At 72.6% G+C, this 20,257-nt stretch carries 16 protein-coding genes; 10 read left to right on the top strand and 6 right to left on the bottom strand.

The window, feature by feature from the left end:
* Nucleotides 1-25: 25 nt before the first annotated feature.
* The 5 genes from alc to CR470_RS10250 form a co-directional block, all read right to left on the bottom strand.
* Entirely contained in the window at nt 26-1,180 is a 1,155-nt protein-coding gene (alc, locus tag CR470_RS10270; protein WP_097867263.1) for an allantoicase, read from the bottom strand.
* A gap of 65 nt (nt 1,181-1,245) precedes the next feature.
* Nucleotides 1,246-2,154: a LysR substrate-binding domain-containing protein gene (locus tag CR470_RS10265; protein ID WP_097867262.1), complete on the bottom strand. Its 909-nt coding sequence runs from the start codon at nt 2,152-2,154 to the stop codon at nt 1,246-1,248.
* A 142-nt stretch (nt 2,155-2,296) separates the two neighbouring features.
* Entirely contained in the window at nt 2,297-2,509 is a 213-nt protein-coding gene (locus CR470_RS10260) for a hypothetical protein (protein ID WP_032793216.1), read from the bottom strand.
* Nucleotides 2,510-2,587: 78 nt separating this feature from the next.
* The gene (gene malQ / locus CR470_RS10255; RefSeq protein WP_373561400.1) at nt 2,588-4,849 is read right to left on the bottom strand and encodes a 4-alpha-glucanotransferase; all 2,262 of its coding nucleotides are present in this window, start codon (nt 4,847-4,849) and stop codon (nt 2,588-2,590) included.
* Complete coding sequence (locus CR470_RS10250; RefSeq protein WP_097867261.1) at nt 4,850-5,161, bottom strand: hypothetical protein; 312 nt, start codon at nt 5,159-5,161, stop codon at nt 4,850-4,852.
* A 354-nt stretch (nt 5,162-5,515) separates the two neighbouring features.
* On the opposite strand from CR470_RS10250, the gene CR470_RS10245 reads away from it, so the two are divergent.
* Nucleotides 5,516-8,506 carry a beta-N-acetylglucosaminidase domain-containing protein gene (locus CR470_RS10245; protein ID WP_097867260.1) on the top strand — a complete coding sequence of 997 codons (2,991 nt, stop codon included), beginning with the start codon at nt 5,516-5,518 and terminating at the stop codon, nt 8,504-8,506.
* 23 nt (nt 8,507-8,529) lie between these two features.
* On the opposite strand, the gene CR470_RS10240 is transcribed toward CR470_RS10245, so the two are convergent.
* Nucleotides 8,530-9,066, bottom strand: a complete 537-nt coding sequence (locus tag CR470_RS10240; RefSeq protein ID WP_003969129.1) for an HNH endonuclease — start codon at nt 9,064-9,066, stop codon at nt 8,530-8,532.
* Nucleotides 9,067-9,380: 314 nt separating this feature from the next.
* On the opposite strand from CR470_RS10240, the gene CR470_RS10235 reads away from it, so the two are divergent.
* The 9 genes from CR470_RS10235 to CR470_RS10195 all read left to right on the top strand — a co-directional run bounded on the left by CR470_RS10235 (nt 9,381) and on the right by CR470_RS10195 (nt 20,175).
* The gene (locus CR470_RS10235; protein ID WP_097867259.1) at nt 9,381-10,442 is read left to right on the top strand and encodes a mechanosensitive ion channel family protein; all 1,062 of its coding nucleotides are present in this window, start codon (nt 9,381-9,383) and stop codon (nt 10,440-10,442) included.
* A 215-nt stretch (nt 10,443-10,657) separates the two neighbouring features.
* Nucleotides 10,658-11,881 carry an ROK family transcriptional regulator gene (locus tag CR470_RS10230; RefSeq protein ID WP_097867258.1) on the top strand — a complete coding sequence of 408 codons (1,224 nt, stop codon included), beginning with the start codon at nt 10,658-10,660 and terminating at the stop codon, nt 11,879-11,881.
* Between the two features lie 59 nt (nt 11,882-11,940).
* Complete coding sequence (locus tag CR470_RS10225; RefSeq protein WP_097867257.1) at nt 11,941-13,272, top strand: ABC transporter substrate-binding protein; 1,332 nt, start codon at nt 11,941-11,943, stop codon at nt 13,270-13,272.
* Nucleotides 13,273-13,277: 5 nt separating this feature from the next.
* Entirely contained in the window at nt 13,278-14,219 is a 942-nt protein-coding gene (locus CR470_RS10220) for a carbohydrate ABC transporter permease (RefSeq protein ID WP_097867256.1), read from the top strand.
* A gap of 3 nt (nt 14,220-14,222) precedes the next feature.
* Nucleotides 14,223-15,131, top strand: coding sequence for a carbohydrate ABC transporter permease (locus CR470_RS10215; protein ID WP_097867255.1), 909 nt, complete (start codon nt 14,223-14,225; stop codon nt 15,129-15,131).
* Between the two features lies 1 nt (nt 15,132).
* Nucleotides 15,133-16,398 (top strand): 6-phospho-beta-glucosidase, encoded by a 1,266-nt coding sequence (locus CR470_RS10210; RefSeq protein ID WP_097867254.1) that lies wholly within the window; start codon nt 15,133-15,135, stop codon nt 16,396-16,398.
* Nucleotides 16,389-17,372, top strand: a complete 984-nt coding sequence (locus CR470_RS10205; protein WP_097867253.1) for an N-acetylglucosamine kinase — start codon at nt 16,389-16,391, stop codon at nt 17,370-17,372. The genes CR470_RS10210 and CR470_RS10205 overlap by 10 nt, the downstream gene beginning before the upstream one ends.
* Nucleotides 17,373-17,737: 365 nt before the next feature.
* On the top strand, nt 17,738-19,126 hold the full coding sequence (locus tag CR470_RS10200; RefSeq protein WP_097867252.1) for a hypothetical protein: 1,389 nt from the start codon (nt 17,738-17,740) through the stop codon (nt 19,124-19,126).
* A gap of 11 nt (nt 19,127-19,137) precedes the next feature.
* Complete coding sequence (locus tag CR470_RS10195; protein ID WP_097867251.1) at nt 19,138-20,175, top strand: glutamate ABC transporter substrate-binding protein; 1,038 nt, start codon at nt 19,138-19,140, stop codon at nt 20,173-20,175.
* Nucleotides 20,176-20,257: the final 82 nt, after the last annotated feature.

The following is a 20,257-nucleotide window of genomic DNA, read 5'->3' as shown; positions in this document are numbered from 1 at the left end:
GGGTGCCGGCCTGAGGGTTACGGGGTTACGCGCCCGACTCCTCGTAGCGGCGGGTGAGCTCCGCCGCGCCGGACTCCGTGAGCGTGCCGTGCAGCCGCATGCGGGCCACGCCGCCGTCGGGGAAGGCGTCGAGCCGGACGTGGGTGACGACGGCCTGGGCGCGCAGCACGAAGCGGTGGAGGGTGTCGGGCTGGAGGCGGGTGCGCGGGACGATCTCGAACCACTCGCCGGTGTCGCCGTTGCGGCCCTGGAGGGCGATCCAGCCGGCGGAGTTGCCCTTGAGGTAGGCGGTGTCGATCTCGATCGCGCGGACCGCGCCCTGGGCGGGGAGGCGGAAGCGTACCCAGTCGTTGGTGTCGCGGACCCGGCGGCGGCGGTTCTCCCAGCCGTCGTCCATCTTGCGGGAGGTGCCCGGCAGGATGATCTGGGTGGGCGAGGAGTAGAAGCGGTCGGAGGCGTCCTCGTACGTACCGCCGTTGAGGACCGAGATCAGGTCGACGGTGCCGAGCGCGGCGAGCCAGGCCGGGTCCGGGACGACCTCGCCGTGCACGCGGAGGCGGGCGATGCCGCCGTCGGGGTGCTGGCAGAGGCGCAGGTGGGTGTAGCGGCGGCCGCCGGTGATCTCGAAGGCGTTGGCGGCGTGGCCGCGCACGGGGGTGGGCGGGAGGATCTCCTCCCACTTCACGTCGTCGGCGAGCAACTGCTCGGGGCTCGGGGCGCCCTCGACGGAGGTGGCCTGCACCGATACGCGCTGCGGGTAGTTGCCGCGGAAGTGGGCGGTGTCCACGATCAGGCCGCGGACGATACCGGCGGCGCCGAGGCGGACGATGGCCCAGTCGTGGTCCTCGGGGGCCGGGAAGGGGTGGTCGGCGTCCGCGCCGCGGCGGCGGCGGGTCTCCCAGCCGTCCATGATCTTGCCCTTGTGCCCGAAGTGCTCGGGGTCGAAGACGGCGCGCTCACGGATCAGGAGGTTCTCGCGCTCGGCGAAGAACTCGTCGTTGGCGGCGATCACGCCCGCGCCGAGGCGGCGGTCGGCGAGGTCGACGAGCTCGGTGAAGGGGAGGTCTCCGGCTTCGCGGTAGTCGGCGTAGGGGTCGCCGCCGCCGTAGGGCGCGGCGTCATTGGCGTGGGGGTCGGTGTCGGTGTCCTGGAATGTGGTCTCGCTCGCGTCGAAGGTCATGCTTCTCACCTTCGCGCCATCGCACCCATCAGGTCCATCGAAAGTTTTCGCAGATATTGTTCAGCTCAGCTGAACGAACTGGCCGCTTCGGTGAGTGCCGCGAGGACCCGGGCCACCGCCGGTCCGCTCTCCGCCCCGTGCCGGACCGCCGCCACCACGTGGCGGCGCGGCCGGTCCGCCTCCAGCACCCGCATCACCACGCCCTCGCGACGCTCCCGGGTGGCCATCCGGGGGACCAGCGCGACGCCCATGCCCGCCTCGACCAGGGCGAGGATCGCGGTCCACCCGGCGGCGCTGTGGGCCTGCTCGGGGACGAAGCCCGCCGCCTCGCAGGCGGCGGTGGTGATCTCGGACCAGGGTCCCGAGCCGCCGAAGATCCAGCGGTCGGCGGCCAGGTCAGCGAGGCGCGGGGCGGGGGCGGCGGCCAGCGGGTGGTCGGCGGGGAGCGCCACGTCCAGGGGGTCGGCGAGCAGCGGGAAGAGGCTGAAGCGGGGGTCGCGGGCGGTGGGCGCGTGGGCGGCCAGCGACAGGGCCAGGTCCACCTCGCCCGCGGTGAGCAGCTCGTAGGCCTGGGCGGCCTCGGCCTCCCGTACGCGTACGTCGGGCCCCGGGCGGTCCTCGGCGCGCAGCAGCCGGACGGCGGGGACGACGAGGGCGGGCACGGCGGTGGAGAACGCGGCGACCCTGACCTCGCCCGCCTCGCCGCGCAGGTAGCCGGTCAGTTCGGCCTCCGCCCGTTCCAACTGGGCGAAGACGGCCTCCGCGTGGCGCAGGACGAGGTGGGCGGCGTCGGTGAGACGGACCCGGCGGCCCTGGGCCTCCAGGAGGTCCACGCCGAGCTGCTTGGCCAGGTTGGTGAGCTGCTGGGAGACCGCCGAGGGGGTCATCAGGAGCGCTTCGGCGGTCGCCGTCACCGTGTCCCGGTCGCGCAGGGTGCGCAGGATGCGGAGCTTCTTGACGTCCCACTCGGTCATGGGCGCAACCTACCGGCCCGGCGCGGGCCGTGCTCCTGCCCCGGGCCGTGCACCCGTCGACGTGCGGGGCCGGACGCACAGATGCGCCGCGCGGTGGTTCCCACCGGCGGCGCATCCTTCACGCAGGGCGTACGTGTGCGGGTCAGACCTGCTTCTTGGACTTGTCCAGGACCATGACCAGGCCCGTGATCACCACGAACAGGGCGATGGGCGCGACGACGTAGAGACCGATGGTCTCGATCGCGCTCAGGCGCGGAGCCGGGTCGTCGCCGTCGTCGGGCGTGAGCGCGAGCGCCGGGCTCGACATGAGCAGCATCATCAGCGTCGTCCCGGCCGCAACGACGCCGGCGCGCATAGCGTTCATCTTTTCCACGGTGCCAACGTAGCGAACGCCTGGGGACGGCGCTCGCCCGGGGGTGCCGTACGGGGCTTTTCAGGTCCGCAGGACGTCCATCAGCGCGTGCAGCCGGGGTGAGGCGGTGATCTCCTCCAGGGTGACCGGACGGCCCTCGGCGTCGGCGATCGGGAGGCGCCAGTTGGGGTACTGGTCCCAGGTGCCGGGGAGATTCTGCGGGCGGCGGTCGCCCACGGTGTCGGGGAGCCAGACACCGGTCATCCGGGCGGGGGTGTGCAGCAGGAAGCGGTGGACGGCGCGGACGGCGGCCTCCTCGTCGCCGTCGCCCTCGGGGAGCATCCGCAGCCGGGCCAGGAGGGCGAGCCACTCGGCGGTGTCGGTGGCGTCCTCGGTCAGCTCCTCCTCCAGGGAGCGGGTGAGCAGGCCGAGGCGGTGGCGCAGCGTCACATGGTCGCCGGTCAGCCGGGCGGCGGTGGAGGGCAGATCGTGGGTGGTGGCGGTGGCCAGGCAGTCCCGGCGCCACTTCTCCGGGGCGAGCGGCCGTCCGTCGCCGTCCCAGTCGCGCTCGAACCAGAGCACCGAGGTGCCGAGCACGCCGCGCCGGGCGAGCGCCTCGCGGACGCCGGGCTCGACGGTGCCGAGGTCCTCGCCGACGACGACGGCCCCGGCCCGGTGGGCCTCCAGCACGAGGACGGCGAGCATCGCCTCGGCGTCCTGGGCGACGTACGTGCCGTCGGTGGGTGGGCGCCCCTCGGGCACCCACCAGAGCCGGAACAGGCCCATGACGTGGTCGATGCGCAGGGCCCCGGCGTGGGCCAGCAGCCCGCGCAGCAGGCCCCGGTAGGCGGCGTATCCGGTGGCGGCGAGGACGTCGGGGCGCCAGGGCGGCAGGCCCCAGTCCTGGCCGCGCGCGTTGAAGGCGTCGGGGGGCGCGCCGACGGACATGCCGTGGGCGAAGGCCTCCTGCTGGGCCCAGGTGTCGGCGCCGGCCGGGTGTACGCCGACGGCGAGGTCGTGGACGATCCCGACGCTCATCCCGGCGTCCTCGGCGGCCCGCTGGGCGGCGGCGAGCTGGGTGGCGGTCAGCCAGGCGAGGCGGCAGTGGAAGTCGACCCGGTCCAGCAGCTCGGTCCGGGCGCGGGCGGTTCCCGGGGAGCGGGGGTCGCGCAGGGCCTCGGGCCAGGCGTGCCAGTCGGGGCCGTGCACCTCGGCGAGCGCGCACCACAGGGCGTGGTCCTCCAGCGCCCGCCCCTGCTCGGCCAGGAAGTCGCAGTAGGCGGCGCGGCGGCCGGGGGTGAGCGGCACCGCGACGACCAGCTCCAGGGCCTGCCGCTTCAGCTCCCAGACGGCGTCCCGGTCGATCAGCGCGCCCTTGTTCAGCACGGCCTCACTGAGGGCCGCGGCGTCCTGCCGGAGGTCGTCCAGGGCGGCCCGGTCGCGGACGTGGCCGTATTCGGGGATCGACTCGACGCGCAGGTGCACCGGGTCGGGGAAGCGGCGCGAGGAGGGGCGGTACGGGGACGGGTCGGTGGGGTGTCCGGGAACGGCCGCGTGCAACGGGTTGACCTGGACGAACCCGGAGCCGACGGTCCGCCCGGACCAGGCGGCGAGGTCCGCGAGGTCGCCGAGGTCGCCCATGCCCCAGGAGCGGGCGGAGAGCAGGGAGTAGAGCTGGACCAGGAAGCCGTGGGACCGCTCGGGCGGCTGCGGGACGCGGGCCGGGGCGACGAGGAGGGTGGCCGTGGCGCGGCGGTGGTCCGGCGTACGGACGTGGATGCGGTGGACGCCGGGGGCCGGCGCGATCCACCAGGCGGGGACGGCCGCCGGAGCGTGGGGCTCCCCGTCGGCGCGCTGCGGGTGCGGGGCGGACGCGGTGGCGGCGCTGCCCCGAGGCGTCACGGGCGGCGCGGATGCGGTGGCGGCGCCCCCCGGGGCCATCTCGGACGTCACCGGTGCGGCAGAGGCGCCCGGAGGCGTCATGGACGAGGCGGGAGCCGCCGCCCGGGTCCGCATGCTCAGCGGCGCGGGCGGGCGGCCCGAGGGGTGTCCCGGGGCCTCGGCCGGTTCCGGCTCGACCGTGACGGTCGAGCCGGGTGGCAGCCCGGACAGGGCGGGCGGCAGGGGCTCGCCGGCCCAGACCACCACGGTCGGCGGCAGCAGGCGTGAGCGGGACTCCGCGGCGACGAGGCACTTCCGTACGTCCGCCGGAGTGCCGGCGTCGACGCCCAGCGCGGCGAGCACGGCGATGACCGTGTCGTCGGGGACGGACACCGTGACATCCGGCGACGGGGAGTAGGAGGTGGCGACACCGTGCAGTGCGGCGAGCCGGGACAAGCCCATTCAGACTCCTGGGAACTCCATGCCCCCTGCGGTGCCGGGTGCGGTCGGCTCGCTGGTCAGAGGGGCGACGGCGGCGAGCGGTGGCTCGCTCGTGAGAGGGGTGGCATCGGCGAGCGGCGGCTCGCTGGTCAGCGGCGCGGAATCGGCGAACGAGGATTCGCCGAGCAGGAGGGAGACATCGGCGAGCGGCGGCCCGCTGATCAGGTGGGCGACCTCGGCAAGGGGAAGTTCGCTGGTCAGCGGTCCGGATTCGGACTGCGTGGGTACCTGTTTGGAGAGGGCGGAGAGCAGAAGCTGCGCGGCAGCGGGCATGGTGGCCTCCTGGCCATGGAGAACAGGACACAGCAGACCTACCCAAGCCTCGCCGCGGCAGACGTGGACGTGATGCAGGCGTTATGACAACGAGCCCAACGTGCTCTGGGTCACATCCCGTTCCCCTGGACGGCAGGAATAGGCCGATTTCAGCCACTCCCGGCCGCCACACGAGCCCCACAGGGCTCGAAGGCGTCGCTATTCCCGGCAAATGCGGCGGAACGGCCATGCGCATTGACACCCTCGCGCCCGGGTGGTGGGCTCGGACCCCGCCGGGGTCCACCGCCTGCGGTACGAGGCGGTCGGCGCGGCGGTCCATCGCCGGCAGTTGGTCGTTACGAAGGGGAGCGCGACGTGCGGATCGGGCGCAGAAGGCAGGCGACGGCCGTGGCCGCCGCCGTGATCGGCGGACTCCTCGGGTCCGTCTCCGTCGCTCCGGCCGCGACGGCCGCTCCCGCCGATCCGGGCAGGCCCGTCGCCGGTGCCACCGACCGCGCCGACCGTGCGCGGACACCGTCCGTATGGCCCCGCCCGCAGAGCCTGAAGGCCACCGGGCCCGCCGTGCCGCTGGGCTCCGAGGCCACGCTCGTCGCCACGCCGGACGCCGATCCGTACGCCGTCGAGCAGGCGCGCTCACTGCTGCGCGGGGCGGGCGTGCGGACCCTGCACGAGAGCCTGCCGGGCAAGGGGCCCGTGGTCCGTGTCGGCGGCAGCGGAGCCGGCGAGGCGCTGCGGGCGCTGCGCGCTCCCGACCGGGCCGATCTGCCCCCGGGCGGCTACCGGATCGCGGTCGGCCAGGTCTCCGGACGCGCCACCGTCGCGGTGGACGGGCTCGGCGCGGACGGCCTCTTCCACGCCGTCCAGACCCTGCGCCAGCTGATCGTCGACGGCTCGGTGGCCGGCGTGACGGTACGGGACTGGCCGGGAACCGCCGTACGCGGCATGGCCGAGGGGTTCTACGGAGAGCCGTGGACCCGCGAGGAGCGGCTCGCCCAGATCTCCTTCATGGGCCGCACCAAGCAGAACCGCTATCTCTACGCGGCGGGCGACGACCCCTACCGGCTGGCGCGTTGGCGCGAGCCGTACCCGGCCGACAAGCGGGCCGACTTCCGGGCGCTGGCCGAGCGGGGGCGCGCCGAGCACGTGACGCTCGGCTGGGCGGTCTCTCCCGGTCAGGCGATGTGCATGGCCTCGGACCAGGACGTCCGGGCGCTGACGAAGAAGGTCGACGCCATGTGGGCGCTGGGCATCCGGGTCTTCCAGCTCCAGTTCCAGGACGTCAGCTACAGCGAGTGGCACTGCGACCTGGACGCGGAGACCTTCGGCAGCGGCCCGAAGGCGGCGGCCCGCGCCCAGGCCCGGGTCGCGGGCGCCCTCGCCCGGCATCTGGAGGAACGGCACCCGGACGCCGCCCCGCTGTCGGTGCTGCCGACGGAGTTCTACCAGGACGGGGCCACCGACTACCGCACCGCGCTGGCGGCCGAACTGGACGACCGGGTGCAGGTGGCCTGGACCGGTGTCGGGGTGGTGCCGAAGAAGATCACCGGCGGTGAACTGGCCGGGGCCCGCACCGCGTTCCGCCATCCCCTGGTGACGATGGACAACTACCCGGTCAACGACTACGCCCAGGACCGCATCTTCCTCGGTCCGTACACCGGCCGGGACCCGGCGGTGGCGAGCGGGTCGGCGGCGCTGCTGGCCAACGCGATGGAGCAGGCGTCCGCCTCGCGGATCCCGCTGTTCACCGCCGCCGACTTCGCCTGGAACCCGAAGGGATACCGCCCGGACGAGTCGTGGCGGGCGGCCGTCGAGGATCTGGCGGGCGGGGACGCGGGCGCCCGGGAGGCGCTGCTGGCGCTGGCCGGGAACAGCGCGGGCTCGGTGCTCGGCGCGGAGGAGTCCGCCTACCTCCAGCCCCTGTTCGACGCGTTCTGGAACTCCCGCGCGGACGCCTCCCGCCGCGACCGGGCGGCGGCGGAGCTGCGCGCGGCCTTCTCCGTGATGCGCGGGGCCCCCGAGCGGCTGAAGACCCCCGCGGAGGGCCGGCTGACCGACGAGGTGCGCCCCTGGACGGAGCAGCTGGCCCGCTACGGCCGGGCCGGTGAGCTCGCGGTGGACCTGCTCCAGGCCCAGGCCGCCGGCGACGGTGCCGCCGCCTGGCGCGTCCAACTGGCCCTGGAGCCGCTGCGCAAGGAGATCGAGGCGAGCCGGGCCACGGTCGGCGAGGGCGTGCTGGACCCGTTCCTGGACAAGGCGGCGAAGGTGTCCGCCGGGTGGAACGGAACCGACCGCGCCTCGGGCCGGGTCACGAAGGACGCGCACAGCTATACGGTCCGGCTGGCCGGACCCCGCCCGGTGGAGGCCGTCACGGCGCTCGCCGAACCCGGAGCCGCCCTCACCGACGCGGTCGTGGAGGCGCACGTGCCCGGTGAGGGGTGGCGGGCCCTCGGGAAGCTCTCGCCGAGCGGCTGGACCCAGACCGCCGCGAAGGGGCTGCGCGCGGACGCCGTACGGGTCACCGTGCCGGAGGCCGCCCGGACCTCCCCGCCCTCCTACCTGAGTCCCACCCTGCCCCCCGCCCCCGCCGTCGTGGCGGGGTCCCCGCAGGTGCGCGCCCTGGTGCCGTGGTTCGGCGACGAGCCCGCCGCCACGCTCGACCTGAAGCACGGCGAGACGGACGCGGAGATCGGCGGCGAGCCCCAGCGGGTCGCGGCGCGGCTGGCCGGGCGGCGTCCGGTCGAGGTGAAGGGCAAGCTCACCGCGAAGGCCCCCGAGGGCATCGAGGTGCGGGTCCCGAAGCAGACGACCGTGCCGCGCGGGTCGCGTACGGAGGTGCCCGTGGACATCACCGTCCCGGCGGACACCCCGGCGGGCGAGTACGAGGTTCCGCTGACCTTCGGCGGCCAGGAGTCCACGCTGACCGTGCGGGCCTTCCCGCGTACGGCCGGCCCCGACCTGGCGCGTGCGGCGAAGGCCTCGTCGTCCGGCGACGAGACCCCGGACTTCCCCGCGTCGGCCGCCTCCGACGGCGATCCGGAGACCCGGTGGTCATCGCCGGTGGAGGACGGGGCCTGGTGGGGGGCCGAGCTGCCGACGCCGGTGCGCCTGGGACAGGTGGTGCTGAACTGGCAGGACGCCTACGCCTCCCGCTACCGCGTCCAGGTCTCCGCCGACGGCCGCGTCTGGCGCACCGCCGCGACCGTGACGGAGGGCCGGGGCGGGCGCGAGTCGGTCCGGATGGACGCGAAGGACACCCGGTTCATCCGGGTCCAGGGCGAGCGCCGGGCGACGGAGTACGGCTACTCGCTCTGGTCGGTGGAGGCGTACGCGGTCGCCGACGACTAGCGGAGGACGACGAAGGCCCGGCTTCAGGCGGACACGCCGTCGATCCGGGCCATCACGTCGTCCGCGCCGAACGGTTGCAGATACGGCAGCCAGCGCGGGTCGCGGTGTCCGGTCCCGATGATCCGCCAGGCCAGGCCGGTCGGCGGGGCGGGCTGGTGGCGCAGCCGCCAGCCCAGCTCGGGCAGATGGCGATCGGCCTTGACGTGGTTGCAGCGGCGACAGGCCGCCACCACGTTGTCCCAGGCGTGCTGTCCGCCGCGGCTGCGCGGGATGACGTGGTCGACGCTGGTCGCGGCGGCCCCGCAGTACATGCAGCGCCCGCCGTCCCGGGCGAACAGCGCCCGCCGCGTCAGCGGGACGGGGCCCCGGTAGGGGACCCGGACGAAGCGCTTGAGCCGGACCACACTGGGTGCGGGCACGGCACGGGTGGCACTGTGCAGAAAGGAGCCGGACTCTTCAAGGCAGATGGCCTTGTTCTCCAGGACGAGGACGAGCGCGCGGCGGAGCGGTACGACGCCGAGCGGCTCGTACGACGCGTTGAGAACCAGGACGTGCGGCACGGTGGATGCCTCCTTGTACGCCGGCGGCGCGTGGCTCGCGCCGGGACGATCCGATCTCAGTCTCTCCTCATGCCTGGTCGAAGCGCCACCACGTACGGGTAACGGGCCGGGAGGATTTTTCTCACTCCGGGTTCCACGAGCCGTCCGGCGGTGCCGAACGGGTGTTTCACCTGGGCGGCCGTCCGCGCTGTGCGATCGGCCACAGCGGAGGTGTTCCCGGTGAGACCTGTCTCTCCTCCCGCGACGGCAACGATCCACTCCCCCGGCTTCGTTAGTGTTATCGACCAGCCGTCGTCCTCCTGGAGGTCCCTGTCGTGTCGCTGTCCGTCCTTTTGGCCGCAGCCCCGTCTCCCGAGCCGGGCGGCTCGCTGGGCGAAGCCGCCGAACAGGCCGGGAACGCCGCGGGGTGGGTCGAGGAGAACTGGTCCACCTGGCTGAGCACCGGGTTGCGCATCCTGCTGATCGTGGCGGTCGCGGTCACGCTGCGCTATCTGATCCGGCGCGCCCTGACCAATCTGATCGAGCGGATGAACCGCAGCGCCCAGGCGGTGGAGGGCACGGCACTGGGCGGGCTGCTGGTGAACGCCGAGCGCAGACGGCAGCGCTCGGAGGCGATCGGCTCGGTGCTGCGATCGGTGGCCTCGTTCGTGATCATGGGGACGGCCGCCCTGATGGTCCTGGGCGCCTTCAAGATCAACCTGGCGCCGCTCCTCGCCTCCGCCGGTGTCGCGGGTGTGGCACTGGGGTTCGGCGCCCGCAACCTGGTCACGGACTTCCTCTCCGGTGTCTTCATGATCCTTGAGGACCAGTACGGGGTCGGGGACAGCATCGACGCGGGGGTGGCCTCCGGCGAGGTCATCGAGGTGGGGCTGCGCGTCACCAAGCTGCGCGGCGAGAACGGCGCGATCTGGTACGTCCGCAACGGTGAGGTGAAGCGGATAGGCAACCTCAGCCAGGGCTGGTCCACCGCCGGGATCGACGTCACGGTGCGCCCGACGGAGAACCTGGAGCACGTCCGCGAGGCGATCGCCACCGCCGCCGCCACGATGACGAAGGAAGAGCCCTGGTCGGAGCGGTTGTGGGGCCCGGTCGAGGTGCTCGGCCTGGACGAGGTGCTGCTGGACTCGATGACGCTCCGGGTGACCGCGAAGACGATGCCGGGCAAGGCGCTCGGCGTGGAGCGCGAGCTGCGCTGGCGCATCAAGCAGGCGCTGGACGAGGCGGGCATCCGGATGGTCGGCACGATGCCGCTCCAGACGGACAGCGAGGGACCCGACCCGACGGCCGGGATGGCCGCCCCTTCCGCCTACGCCTCGGCCGTCTCCCCGCAGTCGCTGGCGGCGACGCCGATACCGCCGGCGAACCTGAACAAGTAGCCCCTCCGCAGCGCCCCCGGCCGCCCCTGGGCCCCAGGACGGCGACCGGGGGCGTCGCCATGTCAGGTAACACTTTGATTGCCGGACGGGGGTCACCCATTGACGCCCCGGTGACCTGCGCTCTACCGTCCTCTCAACCAAATAGGAAACTTTCCTAACAGAGTCTCTCCGGATCAGCTCCGGAGGTCCTGAGAACAGAGGGCGGTGCATCCACGATGGCGGGACCCACTCCCGGCGCACCCGGCACCCCGGGCACACCACGGGTGCTGCGGGCCATGAACGACCGGGCCGCCCTCGATCTGCTGCTGGAGCACGGGCCGCTCTCCCGGACCCGGATCGGGAAGCTGACCGGCCTCTCCAAGCCCACCGCGTCCCAGCTGCTGGCCCGGCTGGAGGCGGCCGGGCTGGTCGTCGCCACCGGGACCAGCGAGGGGCGCCCCGGGCCCAACGCCCAGCTCTACACGGTGAACGCGCGGGCCGCCCATGTGGCCGGGCTCGACGTGAACGGCCGGCGCATCGTCGCCGCCGTCGCGGACGTGACCGGCCGGACCGTCGGGGAGTTCGAACTGGCGACCCCGGGCCGGCGCGCCGACAGCGTGGTGCGCCAGGTCGCCGACGCGCTGGACGGGGCGGTGAAGGACGCCGGGCTCACCCGCGCCGACGTCCACCGGGTCGTCATCGGCACGCCGGGCGCCTTCGACCCGGGCACCGGGCGGCTGCGGTACGCCTCGCACCTGCCCGGCTGGCACTCCCCCACCCTGCTGGACGAGCTGGCCGCGTTCCTGCCGATGCCGGTGGAGTACGAGAACGACGTCAATCTGGTCGCCGTCGCCGAGCAGCGCCTCGGCGCGGCCCGCGGCCACGAGGACTTCGTCCTGCTGTGGAACGAGGAGGGCCTCGGCGCCGCCCTCGTCATCAACGGCCGGCTGCACCGCGGCTTCACCGGCGGCGCGGGCGAGGTCGGCTTCCTGCCGGTGCCGGGCACCCCGCTCGTGCGCCAGGTCGTCAAGGCCAACAGCGGCGGCTTCCAGGAGCTGGCGGGCGCCCAGGCGGTCCCCCGGCTCGCGAAGGCCCTGGGCGTCGACACCCCGCAGCAGCCGTACGCGAAGGTCGCCGCGGACCTGCTGGCGCGGGCGGCCGACGCGTACGAGCGGGACGAGGCGCTCACCGAGCTGCTGCGCCAGTACGCCCAGCGGCTCGCCACCGGGCTCGCCTCCGTCACCGCCGTGCTGGACCCCGGGCTGATCGTGCTCTCCGGCGGAGCGGTCGCCGCGGGCGGCGAGATCCTGCGCTCCCTGATCCAGTCGGAGCTGGCCGAGCTCGCCGCCTCCCGGCCCCGGCTGGTGGTCGGCGAGATCGACCGCACCCCCGTACTGCGCGGCGCCCTGGAGAGGGCGCTCGCCGACACCCGAGACGAAGTGTTCGACACCTCGCGCTGAACCACGCCCGTCCCCCGTACTCCGTCGTCTGCCTCTTCCCCGTCCCTGGGAGTTTTGTCATGCGCACAAGCCGTCTCACCACCACCGCTGTCGCCGTCGCCGCGATATCGGTGCTCGCCACCGCGTGTACGGGCCAGTCCGAGGCCGGCGCCTCCGACGACCCGAACGCGAAGACCACGATCAACTTCTGGCACGGCTGGAGCGCGCCCGCCGAGGTGAAGGCGGTCGAGGACAACATCGACCGGTTCGAGAAGGCCCACCCGAACATCACGGTGAAGGTCTCCGGCAACATCAACGACGACAAGCTCAACCAGGCGCTGCGCGCCGGCGGTTCGGACGGGCCCGACGTGGTCTCCTCCTTCACCACCGCCAACGTCGGCAAGTTCTGCTCCTCCGGTGCGTTCGCGGACCTGAAGCCGTTCATCGAGAAGTCGAAGCTCGACCTGGAGAAGACCTTCCCGAAGGTGCTCCTCGACTACACCCGGTTCGAGGGCAAGCGCTGCGCCCTGCCGTTGCTCACGGACGCCTACGGCCTCTACTACAACAAGGACGCCTTCGAGAAGGCCGGGATCACCGCGCCACCCAGGACGATGTCCGAACTGGCGAGCGTCGCCAAGAAGCTGACGGTCGAGAAGGGCGACAGCTACGAGCAGCTCGGCTTCATGCCGACCTTCCACGGCTACGAGACCGTCGCCAGCCACTACATGTCCTCGTGGAAGCACACGTACTTCGACGAGAACGGCAAGTCCAACATCGCCAAGGACCCGGCGTTCGCGGAGATGTTCACGTACCAGAAGAAGCTCGTCGAGGACCTCGGCGGTTACGACAAGCTGGAGAAGTACCGGGGCACCTTCGGTGACGAGTGGGGCGCCAAGCACCCGTTCCACACCGGCCAGGTCGCCATGCAGCTGGACGGCGAGTGGCGGCTCGGGATGGCCGAGGCCGCCAAGGCGGGCTTCGAGATCGGCGTCGCGCCGATGCCCGTCGCCGACGACGAGGCCGACAGCTACGGCAAGGGCTTCCTCTCCGGCACCATCGTGGGCATCGCCCCGGCCAGCAAGAAGCAGAACGCCGCGTGGGAGCTGGTCAAGTACATGACCAGCGACACGGAGGCAGTCGTCGCCTTCGCCAACGGCATCCGCAACGTGCCTTCCACCCTTGAGGCGCTGAAGTCGCCCGACCTGAAGTTCGACCCGCGCTTCAAGACCTTCCTGGACATCGCCCGGCACCCCGAGTCCAGCACGTCGGACGGGGCCGTCAACGGGGCGACGTACCAGCTGACGATCCAGGACTTCGGCTACCAGTACGAGAAGGGCGCGGTGAAGGACCTGAAGGCCGGTCTGGAGAAGACGGCGCGGCAGATCGACACCGACATCGCCAAGGCCAAGTAGCCCTGATGACGACGCACACACTCCGCTCGAAGCGCCGCAGGTCGGCGCTGCGCACGGCGGCCTTCATGTCGCCGTGGCTGATCGGGTTCTCGGTCTTCTTCGTCTACCCGATGATCTCGACCGTCTACTTCTCCTTCACCCAGTACGACGGTTTCGGAGCGCCGGTCTTCAACGGGCTGACCAACTGGAGCTACGTCTTCAGCGACTACCCGATGTTCTGGCCCTCGCTGCGCAACACGCTGTGGCTGGTGCTCGTCATGGTCACCTGCCGGGTCGTCTTCGGCCTCGGCGTCGGGATGCTGATCACCAGGATCAAGACGGGCACCGGGGTCTTCCGGACGCTGTTCTACCTGCCCTACCTGGCCCCGCCGGTCGCCGCGACCCTGGCGTTCGTGTTCCTGCTCAACCCCGGCACCGGGCCCGTCAACGCGATCCTCGGGGACCTGGGGCTGCCGACGCCGGGCTGGTTCAACGACGCCACCTGGTCCAAGCCGGCGCTCACCATGCTCGCGGTGTGGGGCATCGGTGACCTGATGGTCATCTTCATGGCCTCACTGCTGGACGTGCCGACCGAGCAGTACGAGGCGGCCGAGCTGGACGGCGCGTCCGCCTGGCAGAAGTTCCGCTTCGTGACCCTGCCGAACATCTCGCCGATCGTGCTGTTCGCCGTGGTGACGGGCGTCATCCAGGCGATGCAGTACTACACGCAGCCACTCGTCGCCGGGAAGGTCGCCTCGGGGGTCATCGGCGGCTCCGGCCAGTCCTTCGAACCCGGCTATCCCGACAAGTCGACGCTGACGCTCCCGCAGCTCGTCTACAACCTGGGCTTCCAGCGCTTCGACTACGGCGCCGCCTGTGTCGTCGCGCTCGTCCTGTTCGCCCTGGCCATGGCCTTCACCGCGCTGCTGATGCGGGGCCGCAACAACCTGATCCAGGCCGGTGACTGAGCCATGACCCAACTCCTCGACACCGTCGACAAGACCGCCGCCGCCCCGGAGAACTCCCCGCGGACGCCCGCCGCGCGCACCGCCCGCCGCAAGGCGCTGCTGCACTGGATCGCCGTGCACTCGCTCGGGATCGCCGCCGCGCTCTTCTTCGTGCTGCCGTTCGTCTTCGTGGTGCTCACCTCGCTGATGAGCGACCAGCAGGCGCTGACCCGCGACCTCACCCCGAACACCTGGGAGTGGGGCAACTACGAGCGGGTCTTCAACACCCCGGGCTTTCTGACCTGGTGGCGCAACACCCTGCTGTACGCGGGCCTCGGCACCGTCCTCACCGTCGTCTCGTCCGTCCCGGTGGCGTACGCGCTGGCGAAGTTCCGCTTCCGGGGCCGCAAGCTGTCGCTGATGCTCGTCATCTCGATGATGATGCTGCCGCCACAGGTCATCATCATCCCGATGTACCTGTTCTGGGCGAAGCAGCTGGACCTGTCCGGCACGCTGTGGCCGCTGATCATCCCGCTGGCCTTCGGCGACGCGTTCTCCATCTTCCTGCTGCGGCAGTTCCTGCTGACCATCCCGAACGAGTACCTGGACGCCGCCAAGGTCGACGGCTGCGGTGAGTTCCGCACGCTGATGAAGGTCGTCCTGCCGATGGCCAAGCCCGGCATCGCGGCCATCGCCCTCTTCCAGTTCTTCGCCGCCTGGAACGACTACTTCGGACCGCAGATCTACGCCTCCGAGAACCCGGCCGCCTGGACGCTCAGTTACGGCCTCGAATCCTTCAAGGGTGCACACCACACCGACTGGAACCTGACCATGGCCGCGACCGTTCTGGTCATGGCCCCCGTGATCGCCGTCTTCTTCTTTGCCCAGAAGGCATTCGTCGAGGGCGTCACACTGACCGGAGTAAAGGGCTGACATGAAGCTCGCAGTAGTGGGTGGCGGGTCCACCTACACCCCTGAACTGATCGACGGATTCGCCCGGCTGCGGGACACGCTGCCGATCGAGGAGCTGGTGCTCGTCGATCCGGCGGCCGACCGCCTGGACCTGGTGGGAGGTCTCGCCCGGCGGATCTTCGCCAAGCAGGACCACGCCGGGAGGATCACGACCACCACCGACATCGACGCGGGCGTCGCCGACGCCGACGCGGTCCTGCTCCAGTTGCGCGTCGGCGGACAGGCCGCGCGCAACCAGGACGAGACCTGGCCTCTGGAGTGCGGCTGCGTCGGCCAGGAGACCACCGGCGCCGGCGGCCTCGCCAAGGCGCTGCGCACCGTGCCGGTCGTCCTGGACATCGCCGAGCGGGTCCGCCGCGCCAACCCGGACGCCTGGATCATCGACTTCACCAACCCGGTCGGCATCGTCACCCGCGCCCTGCTCCAGGCCGGGCACAAGGCCGTCGGCCTGTGCAACGTGGCGATCGGCTTCCAGCGGAAGTTCGCCCGGCTGCTGGATGTGAACCCCTCCGAGGTGCACCTGGACCACGTCGGGCTCAACCACCTGACCTGGGAGCTGGGCGTGCGCCTGGGCGGCCCGGACGGCGAGAACGTCCTGCCGAAGCTGCTCGCCGAGCACGGTGACGCCATCGCCGACGACCTCCGCATGGACCGGCAGGTCGTCGACCGGCTCGGCGTCGTCCCCTCCTACTACCTGCGCTACTTCTACTCCCACGACGAGGTGGTCAGGGAGCTCGGCACCAAGCCGTCCCGGGCCGCCGAGGTCGCGGCGATGGAGAAGGAACTGCTCGCGATGTACGGCGACCCGACGCTGGACGAGAAGCCCGAGCTGCTCGCCAAGCGCGGCGGCGCGTTCTACTCGGAGGCGGCCGTGGACCTGGCGGCCTCGCTGCTGGGCAACGGCGGCTCCCCGGTCCAGGTGGTCAACACGTACAACAACGGGACCCTGCCGTTCCTCCCGGACGACGCGGTGATCGAGGTCCAGGCCCGGGTCGGGCACGACGGCGCGACACCGCTGGCCGTCCCGGCGCTGGACCCGCTGTACGCCGGTCTGATCGCCAACGTGACGGCGTACGAGGACCTCGCCCTGGAAGCCGCGCTGCGCGGCGGCCGGGACCGGGTCTTCAAGGCCCTCCTCGCGCACCCGCTGATCGGCCAGTACGCGTACGCCGAGGGCCTCACCGACCGGCTGATCGCGCACAACCGGGAGCACCTCCCGTGGGCGTGAACGTGTCGGTCGTCGCCATCGACGCGGGCAACAGCAAGACCGACGTGGCGCTGATCGGCGAGGACGGCACAGTGCTGTCCACGGCGCGCGGCGGCGGCTTCCAGCCGCCCGTGGTCGGGGTGGAGGCCGCGATCGACGTGCTGGCCGCCGTGCTGGAGCGGGCCGTCGCGGAGCTGCCGGACGGCGGTGGCCCGCCCGGCGCGTCCGCCCATGTCTCCGCGTGCCTGGCCAACGCCGATCTGCCGGTCGAGGAGGCCGAGTTGGCCGGGGCCCTGGAGGCCCGCGGGTGGGGCGCCTCGGTGGAGGTGCGCAACGACACCTTCGCGATCCTGCGCGCCGGGGTGGACGAGCCCCGGGGCGTCGCGGTGGTGTGCGGGGCCGGGATCAACTGCGTGGGCATGACCCCGGACGGGCGGACCGCCCGCTTCCCCGCGATCGGGCGGCTGTCCGGTGACTGGGGCGGCGGTTCGGGGCTCGCGGAGGAGGCACTGTGGTTCGCCGCGCGCGCCGAGGACGGTCGCGGCGAACCCTCCGAGCTGGCCCGTGTGCTGCCCGGCCACTTCGGGCTCGACTCGATGTACGCGCTCATCGAGGCACTGCACCGGGGCGCGATCCCGTCGGCGCGGCGGCACGAGCTGACGCCGGTGCTGTTCGCGTCGGCCGCGGGCGGGGACCCGGTGGCCCTCGCGCTGGTGGAGCGGCTGGCCGAGGAGGTGGTGGCGATGGCCACCGTCGCGCTGAGGCGGCTCGGTCTGCTGGAGGAGGAGGCTCCGGTGCTGCTGGGCGGCAGTGTGCTGGCCGCACGCCATCCGCAGCTCGACGACCGGATCGCCGAACTCCTCGCGGCGCGCGCCCCGAAGGCCGAGGTGCGCGTCGTGTCCGAGCCGCCGGTGCTGGGCGCGGCGCTGCTGGGCCTGGACCGTACCGGCGCGGCGCCGGAGGTCCGCCGGAGACTGCGCGCGCAGTACGTCTGAGGACCGGAGCCCGTCGTACGTCACGGGGCGTCCCCCCACGCGGTTCGCGTGGGGGGACGTTCCTCGTACGGGTGAACGCCGGGCACGCGAGGGGCCGGAGGGAACCGATCGGGCTCCCGGAACGTGTACCTGATGGGGAGTCCGTTCGCTTATGGGGATGTATCAGGGCACGTTGCGCCACTTGCCTTGATCGGCCGCGTCCGCCCTGATCGAATGCGGGGACTGATGTGGGGCCGATGCGGCGGCCGATGCGGGAAACAGGCGTTCCTGGTGTGGATGCCCGTCCCCGCGGCCATACTTCTGGCCGGGCGCGCGTCCCTGGGCCGGGGACGGGGCCCGCCGTCAGTGACCGAGGGGGAGGTCGAGTGACACACCCGCCGAGCGGCGGCACGCAAACGCTGCGCCCGCCGGACCCGGTGTCCGCGCACGCCGGCGTGGACGCACAGGACCGCACCACGTGGGCCGCGCGGACGGAGCGCCTGCGCGCCGTGGCGACGACCGAGCCCGGCCGGCTCCAGATCATCGGTGCCGTCCTGGCCCTGCTGGTCGTGGCGTTCGGCGCGGTGACCACCCTGGAGATCTCGTCACGGGCCTCCTCCGCCGACGACGTGGTCAGTCGCAGTCAGCCGCTCAGCGCAGACGCGGCGGACATCTACCGCTTCCTGGCGGACGCGGACACGACGGCGGCCAGTGGGTTCCTCGCGGGCGCGCAGGAGCCCGAGGCCGTGCACGAGCAGTATCGGAAGGATATCGAGGAGGCGGCCCGGCTGCTGGTCAAGGCGTCGGGGAGCACCGGCTCCGACAGCGCGTCCAGCCGTGAGACAGCCACCCTCAACAAGCTGCTCCCGGTCTACACGGGGCTGATCGAGCGCGCCCGCGCCAACAACCGCCAGGGCCTGCCGCTGGGCGGCGCCTATCTCCGGTACGCGAACCAGAAGATGACCGGCGAGATGCTGCCGGCCGCCGAGCGGCTGTACGCGGCGGAGACCGGCCGGCTGGAGACGGACTCCGCAGACGCCCGGCAGTGGCCCCTCCTGTCGCTCGGCGCCGGGATCCTGGTGCTCGGCGCGCTGGCGTGGATGCAGTGGCGCACCTACCGCCGGACGAACCGGGTGCTGAACCACGGGCTGCTGGCGGCGACGGCCGCCGTCTCGGTGGTGGTGCTCTGGCTGGCCGTGGGGCACGCGGTGGCCCGTGCGGAGCTGCGGTCGGCGATGGTGCACGGCCAGGCGTCCCTGGATGTGCTCAACGACGCGCGGATCAACTCCCTGAAGGCGCGCGCCAACGAGAACCTCACCCTGGTGGCGCGGGGCGCGGTGCTGACCCCCGACGGCTCCGCCGACCAGTACGAGACGGACTACGGCACGGGGATGAAGGCGTTGAAAGCCCGGTTGGAGACGGCCGATCGGCTCGCGGACGACGAGCGCGGGAACGCGCCGGTCCTCGACGCGACCAAGCGCGTGGCCGAGTGGCAGGCCCGCCACCGCGAGGCCCGTGCCACGGACGACCGCGGCGACTACGACGGCGCCCTGAAGCAGATCATCGGGACCGAGAAGTCCACCGGGCAGTCGTTCCAGCGGGTGGACGCCGCGCTGGAGAAGGCGCTCGCCCATGAGCAGGGCGAGTTCTCCTCGGCGGCGAAGGACGGGCGGGGTGCCCTGCGGGGCCTGCCGATCGGCGCTGCGGCGCTGGCGGTCCTGGGGGCCGCCGCCGTGATCGTCGGGGTCAACCGCAGGCTCGCGGAGTACCGGTGAGAGGGGCAGCGATGAGCAGGTCGAAGGAGCGGCCGGCACGCGGCGGCCTGCGCGGCTGGGGCGGCGTGGCGGGGATGGCGGCGGCGTGCGCGGTCACCGCGGCGGTCACCCTGCTGCCGCTGGCCCACCACGGCGACGGGGCGGCCGGAGCGAGCCTCTCGGGCGGCGGAGCGGCGACGGCCGACCGGGCGCGGGCCGAGGAGTGCACCGAGCCGGAGGCGAGCCTGCCCGCGTCGAGCGCCGACGGGCCCAGCATCGACAGGATCAAGGAGCGCGGCAAGCTGATCGCGGGCGTCGACCAGAACAGCTTCCGCTGGGGTTACCGCAATCCGGCGGCCCGGGAGCTGGAAGGGTTCGACATCGATCTGGTGCGGGCCATCGCCAGGGACGTCCTGGGCGACCCGGACGCGGTGATCTTCCGCGCGATCCCCACCAACCAGCGCATCGCCGCCCTGCAGAACGACCGGGTCGACGTCGTCGTGCGGACGATGACGATCAACTGCAAGCGGCTGGAGCAGGTCTCCTTCTCCACCGCCTACTTCCAGGCCGGACAGCAGGTGCTCGCCCCGAAGGGGTCGACGATCACCGGCTACGACGCGTCGCTGAAGGGCAAGCGGGTCTGCTCGGCCGAGGGCTCCACGGCGTACGAGGCGCTGGAGAAGAAGTCCTTCGGGGCGCTCTACCGGGACGACTTCGACGGCACCGAGCGCGACCGGGACCTGCTGACCGTCCCCAACCAGCTGGACTGTCTGGTGCGGCTCCAGCTCGGCGAGGTCGACGCGATCGTCACGGACAACGCCCTGGCCGCCGGTCAGGCGGCGCAGGACCCTGCGGTGGAGCTCAAGGGGAAGGCCCCGTTCACCACGGAGTTCTACGGCGTCGCGACGAAGAAGGGCGCCGACGACCTGGTGGCCCGGGTGAACAAGGTCCTCGTCGACTACCGGGCGGGCGAGGAGAACAGCCCCTGGATGAAGTCGTACCGCAAGTGGCTGGCGGCCGGACTGCCCGGCATAGCGGGCCCGCCCGCCCCCAAGTACCGCGGCGACTGACCCGGAGCGCCCCCACGCGCACGGGCGGGGCGAGCGGGCCGGAGCAGACCGAGACAGACCGATCCCGCCGGGCCACCGGCCC

The sequence above is a fragment of the Streptomyces sp. rh34 genome, assembly GCF_002551245.1.
Classification (GTDB): domain Bacteria; phylum Actinomycetota; class Actinomycetes; order Streptomycetales; family Streptomycetaceae; genus Streptomyces.
Note: the sequence above shows the minus strand (reverse complement) of the source record. Positions and strands in the feature narration are given on the sequence as shown.

Coding starts and splice junctions, on each gene's coding strand:
- CR470_RS10215 (WP_097867255.1), top strand. CDS start 14,223: ATGACCCAACTCCTCGACACCGTCGACAAGACCGCCGCCGCCCCGGAG.
- CR470_RS10260 (WP_032793216.1), bottom strand. CDS start 2,509: ATGCGCGCCGGCGTCGTTGCGGCCGGGACGACGCTGATGATGCTGCTC.
- CR470_RS10225 (WP_097867257.1), top strand. CDS start 11,941: ATGCGCACAAGCCGTCTCACCACCACCGCTGTCGCCGTCGCCGCGATA.
- CR470_RS10220 (WP_097867256.1), top strand. CDS start 13,278: ATGACGACGCACACACTCCGCTCGAAGCGCCGCAGGTCGGCGCTGCGC.
- CR470_RS10210 (WP_097867254.1), top strand. CDS start 15,133: ATGAAGCTCGCAGTAGTGGGTGGCGGGTCCACCTACACCCCTGAACTG.
- malQ (WP_373561400.1), bottom strand. CDS start 4,849: ATGGGCTTGTCCCGGCTCGCCGCACTGCACGGTGTCGCCACCTCCTAC.
- CR470_RS10250 (WP_097867261.1), bottom strand. CDS start 5,161: ATGCCCGCTGCCGCGCAGCTTCTGCTCTCCGCCCTCTCCAAACAGGTA.
- alc (WP_097867263.1), bottom strand. CDS start 1,180: ATGACCTTCGACGCGAGCGAGACCACATTCCAGGACACCGACACCGAC.
- CR470_RS10195 (WP_097867251.1), top strand. CDS start 19,138: ATGAGCAGGTCGAAGGAGCGGCCGGCACGCGGCGGCCTGCGCGGCTGG.
- CR470_RS10230 (WP_097867258.1), top strand. CDS start 10,658: ATGGCGGGACCCACTCCCGGCGCACCCGGCACCCCGGGCACACCACGG.
- CR470_RS10265 (WP_097867262.1), bottom strand. CDS start 2,154: ATGACCGAGTGGGACGTCAAGAAGCTCCGCATCCTGCGCACCCTGCGC.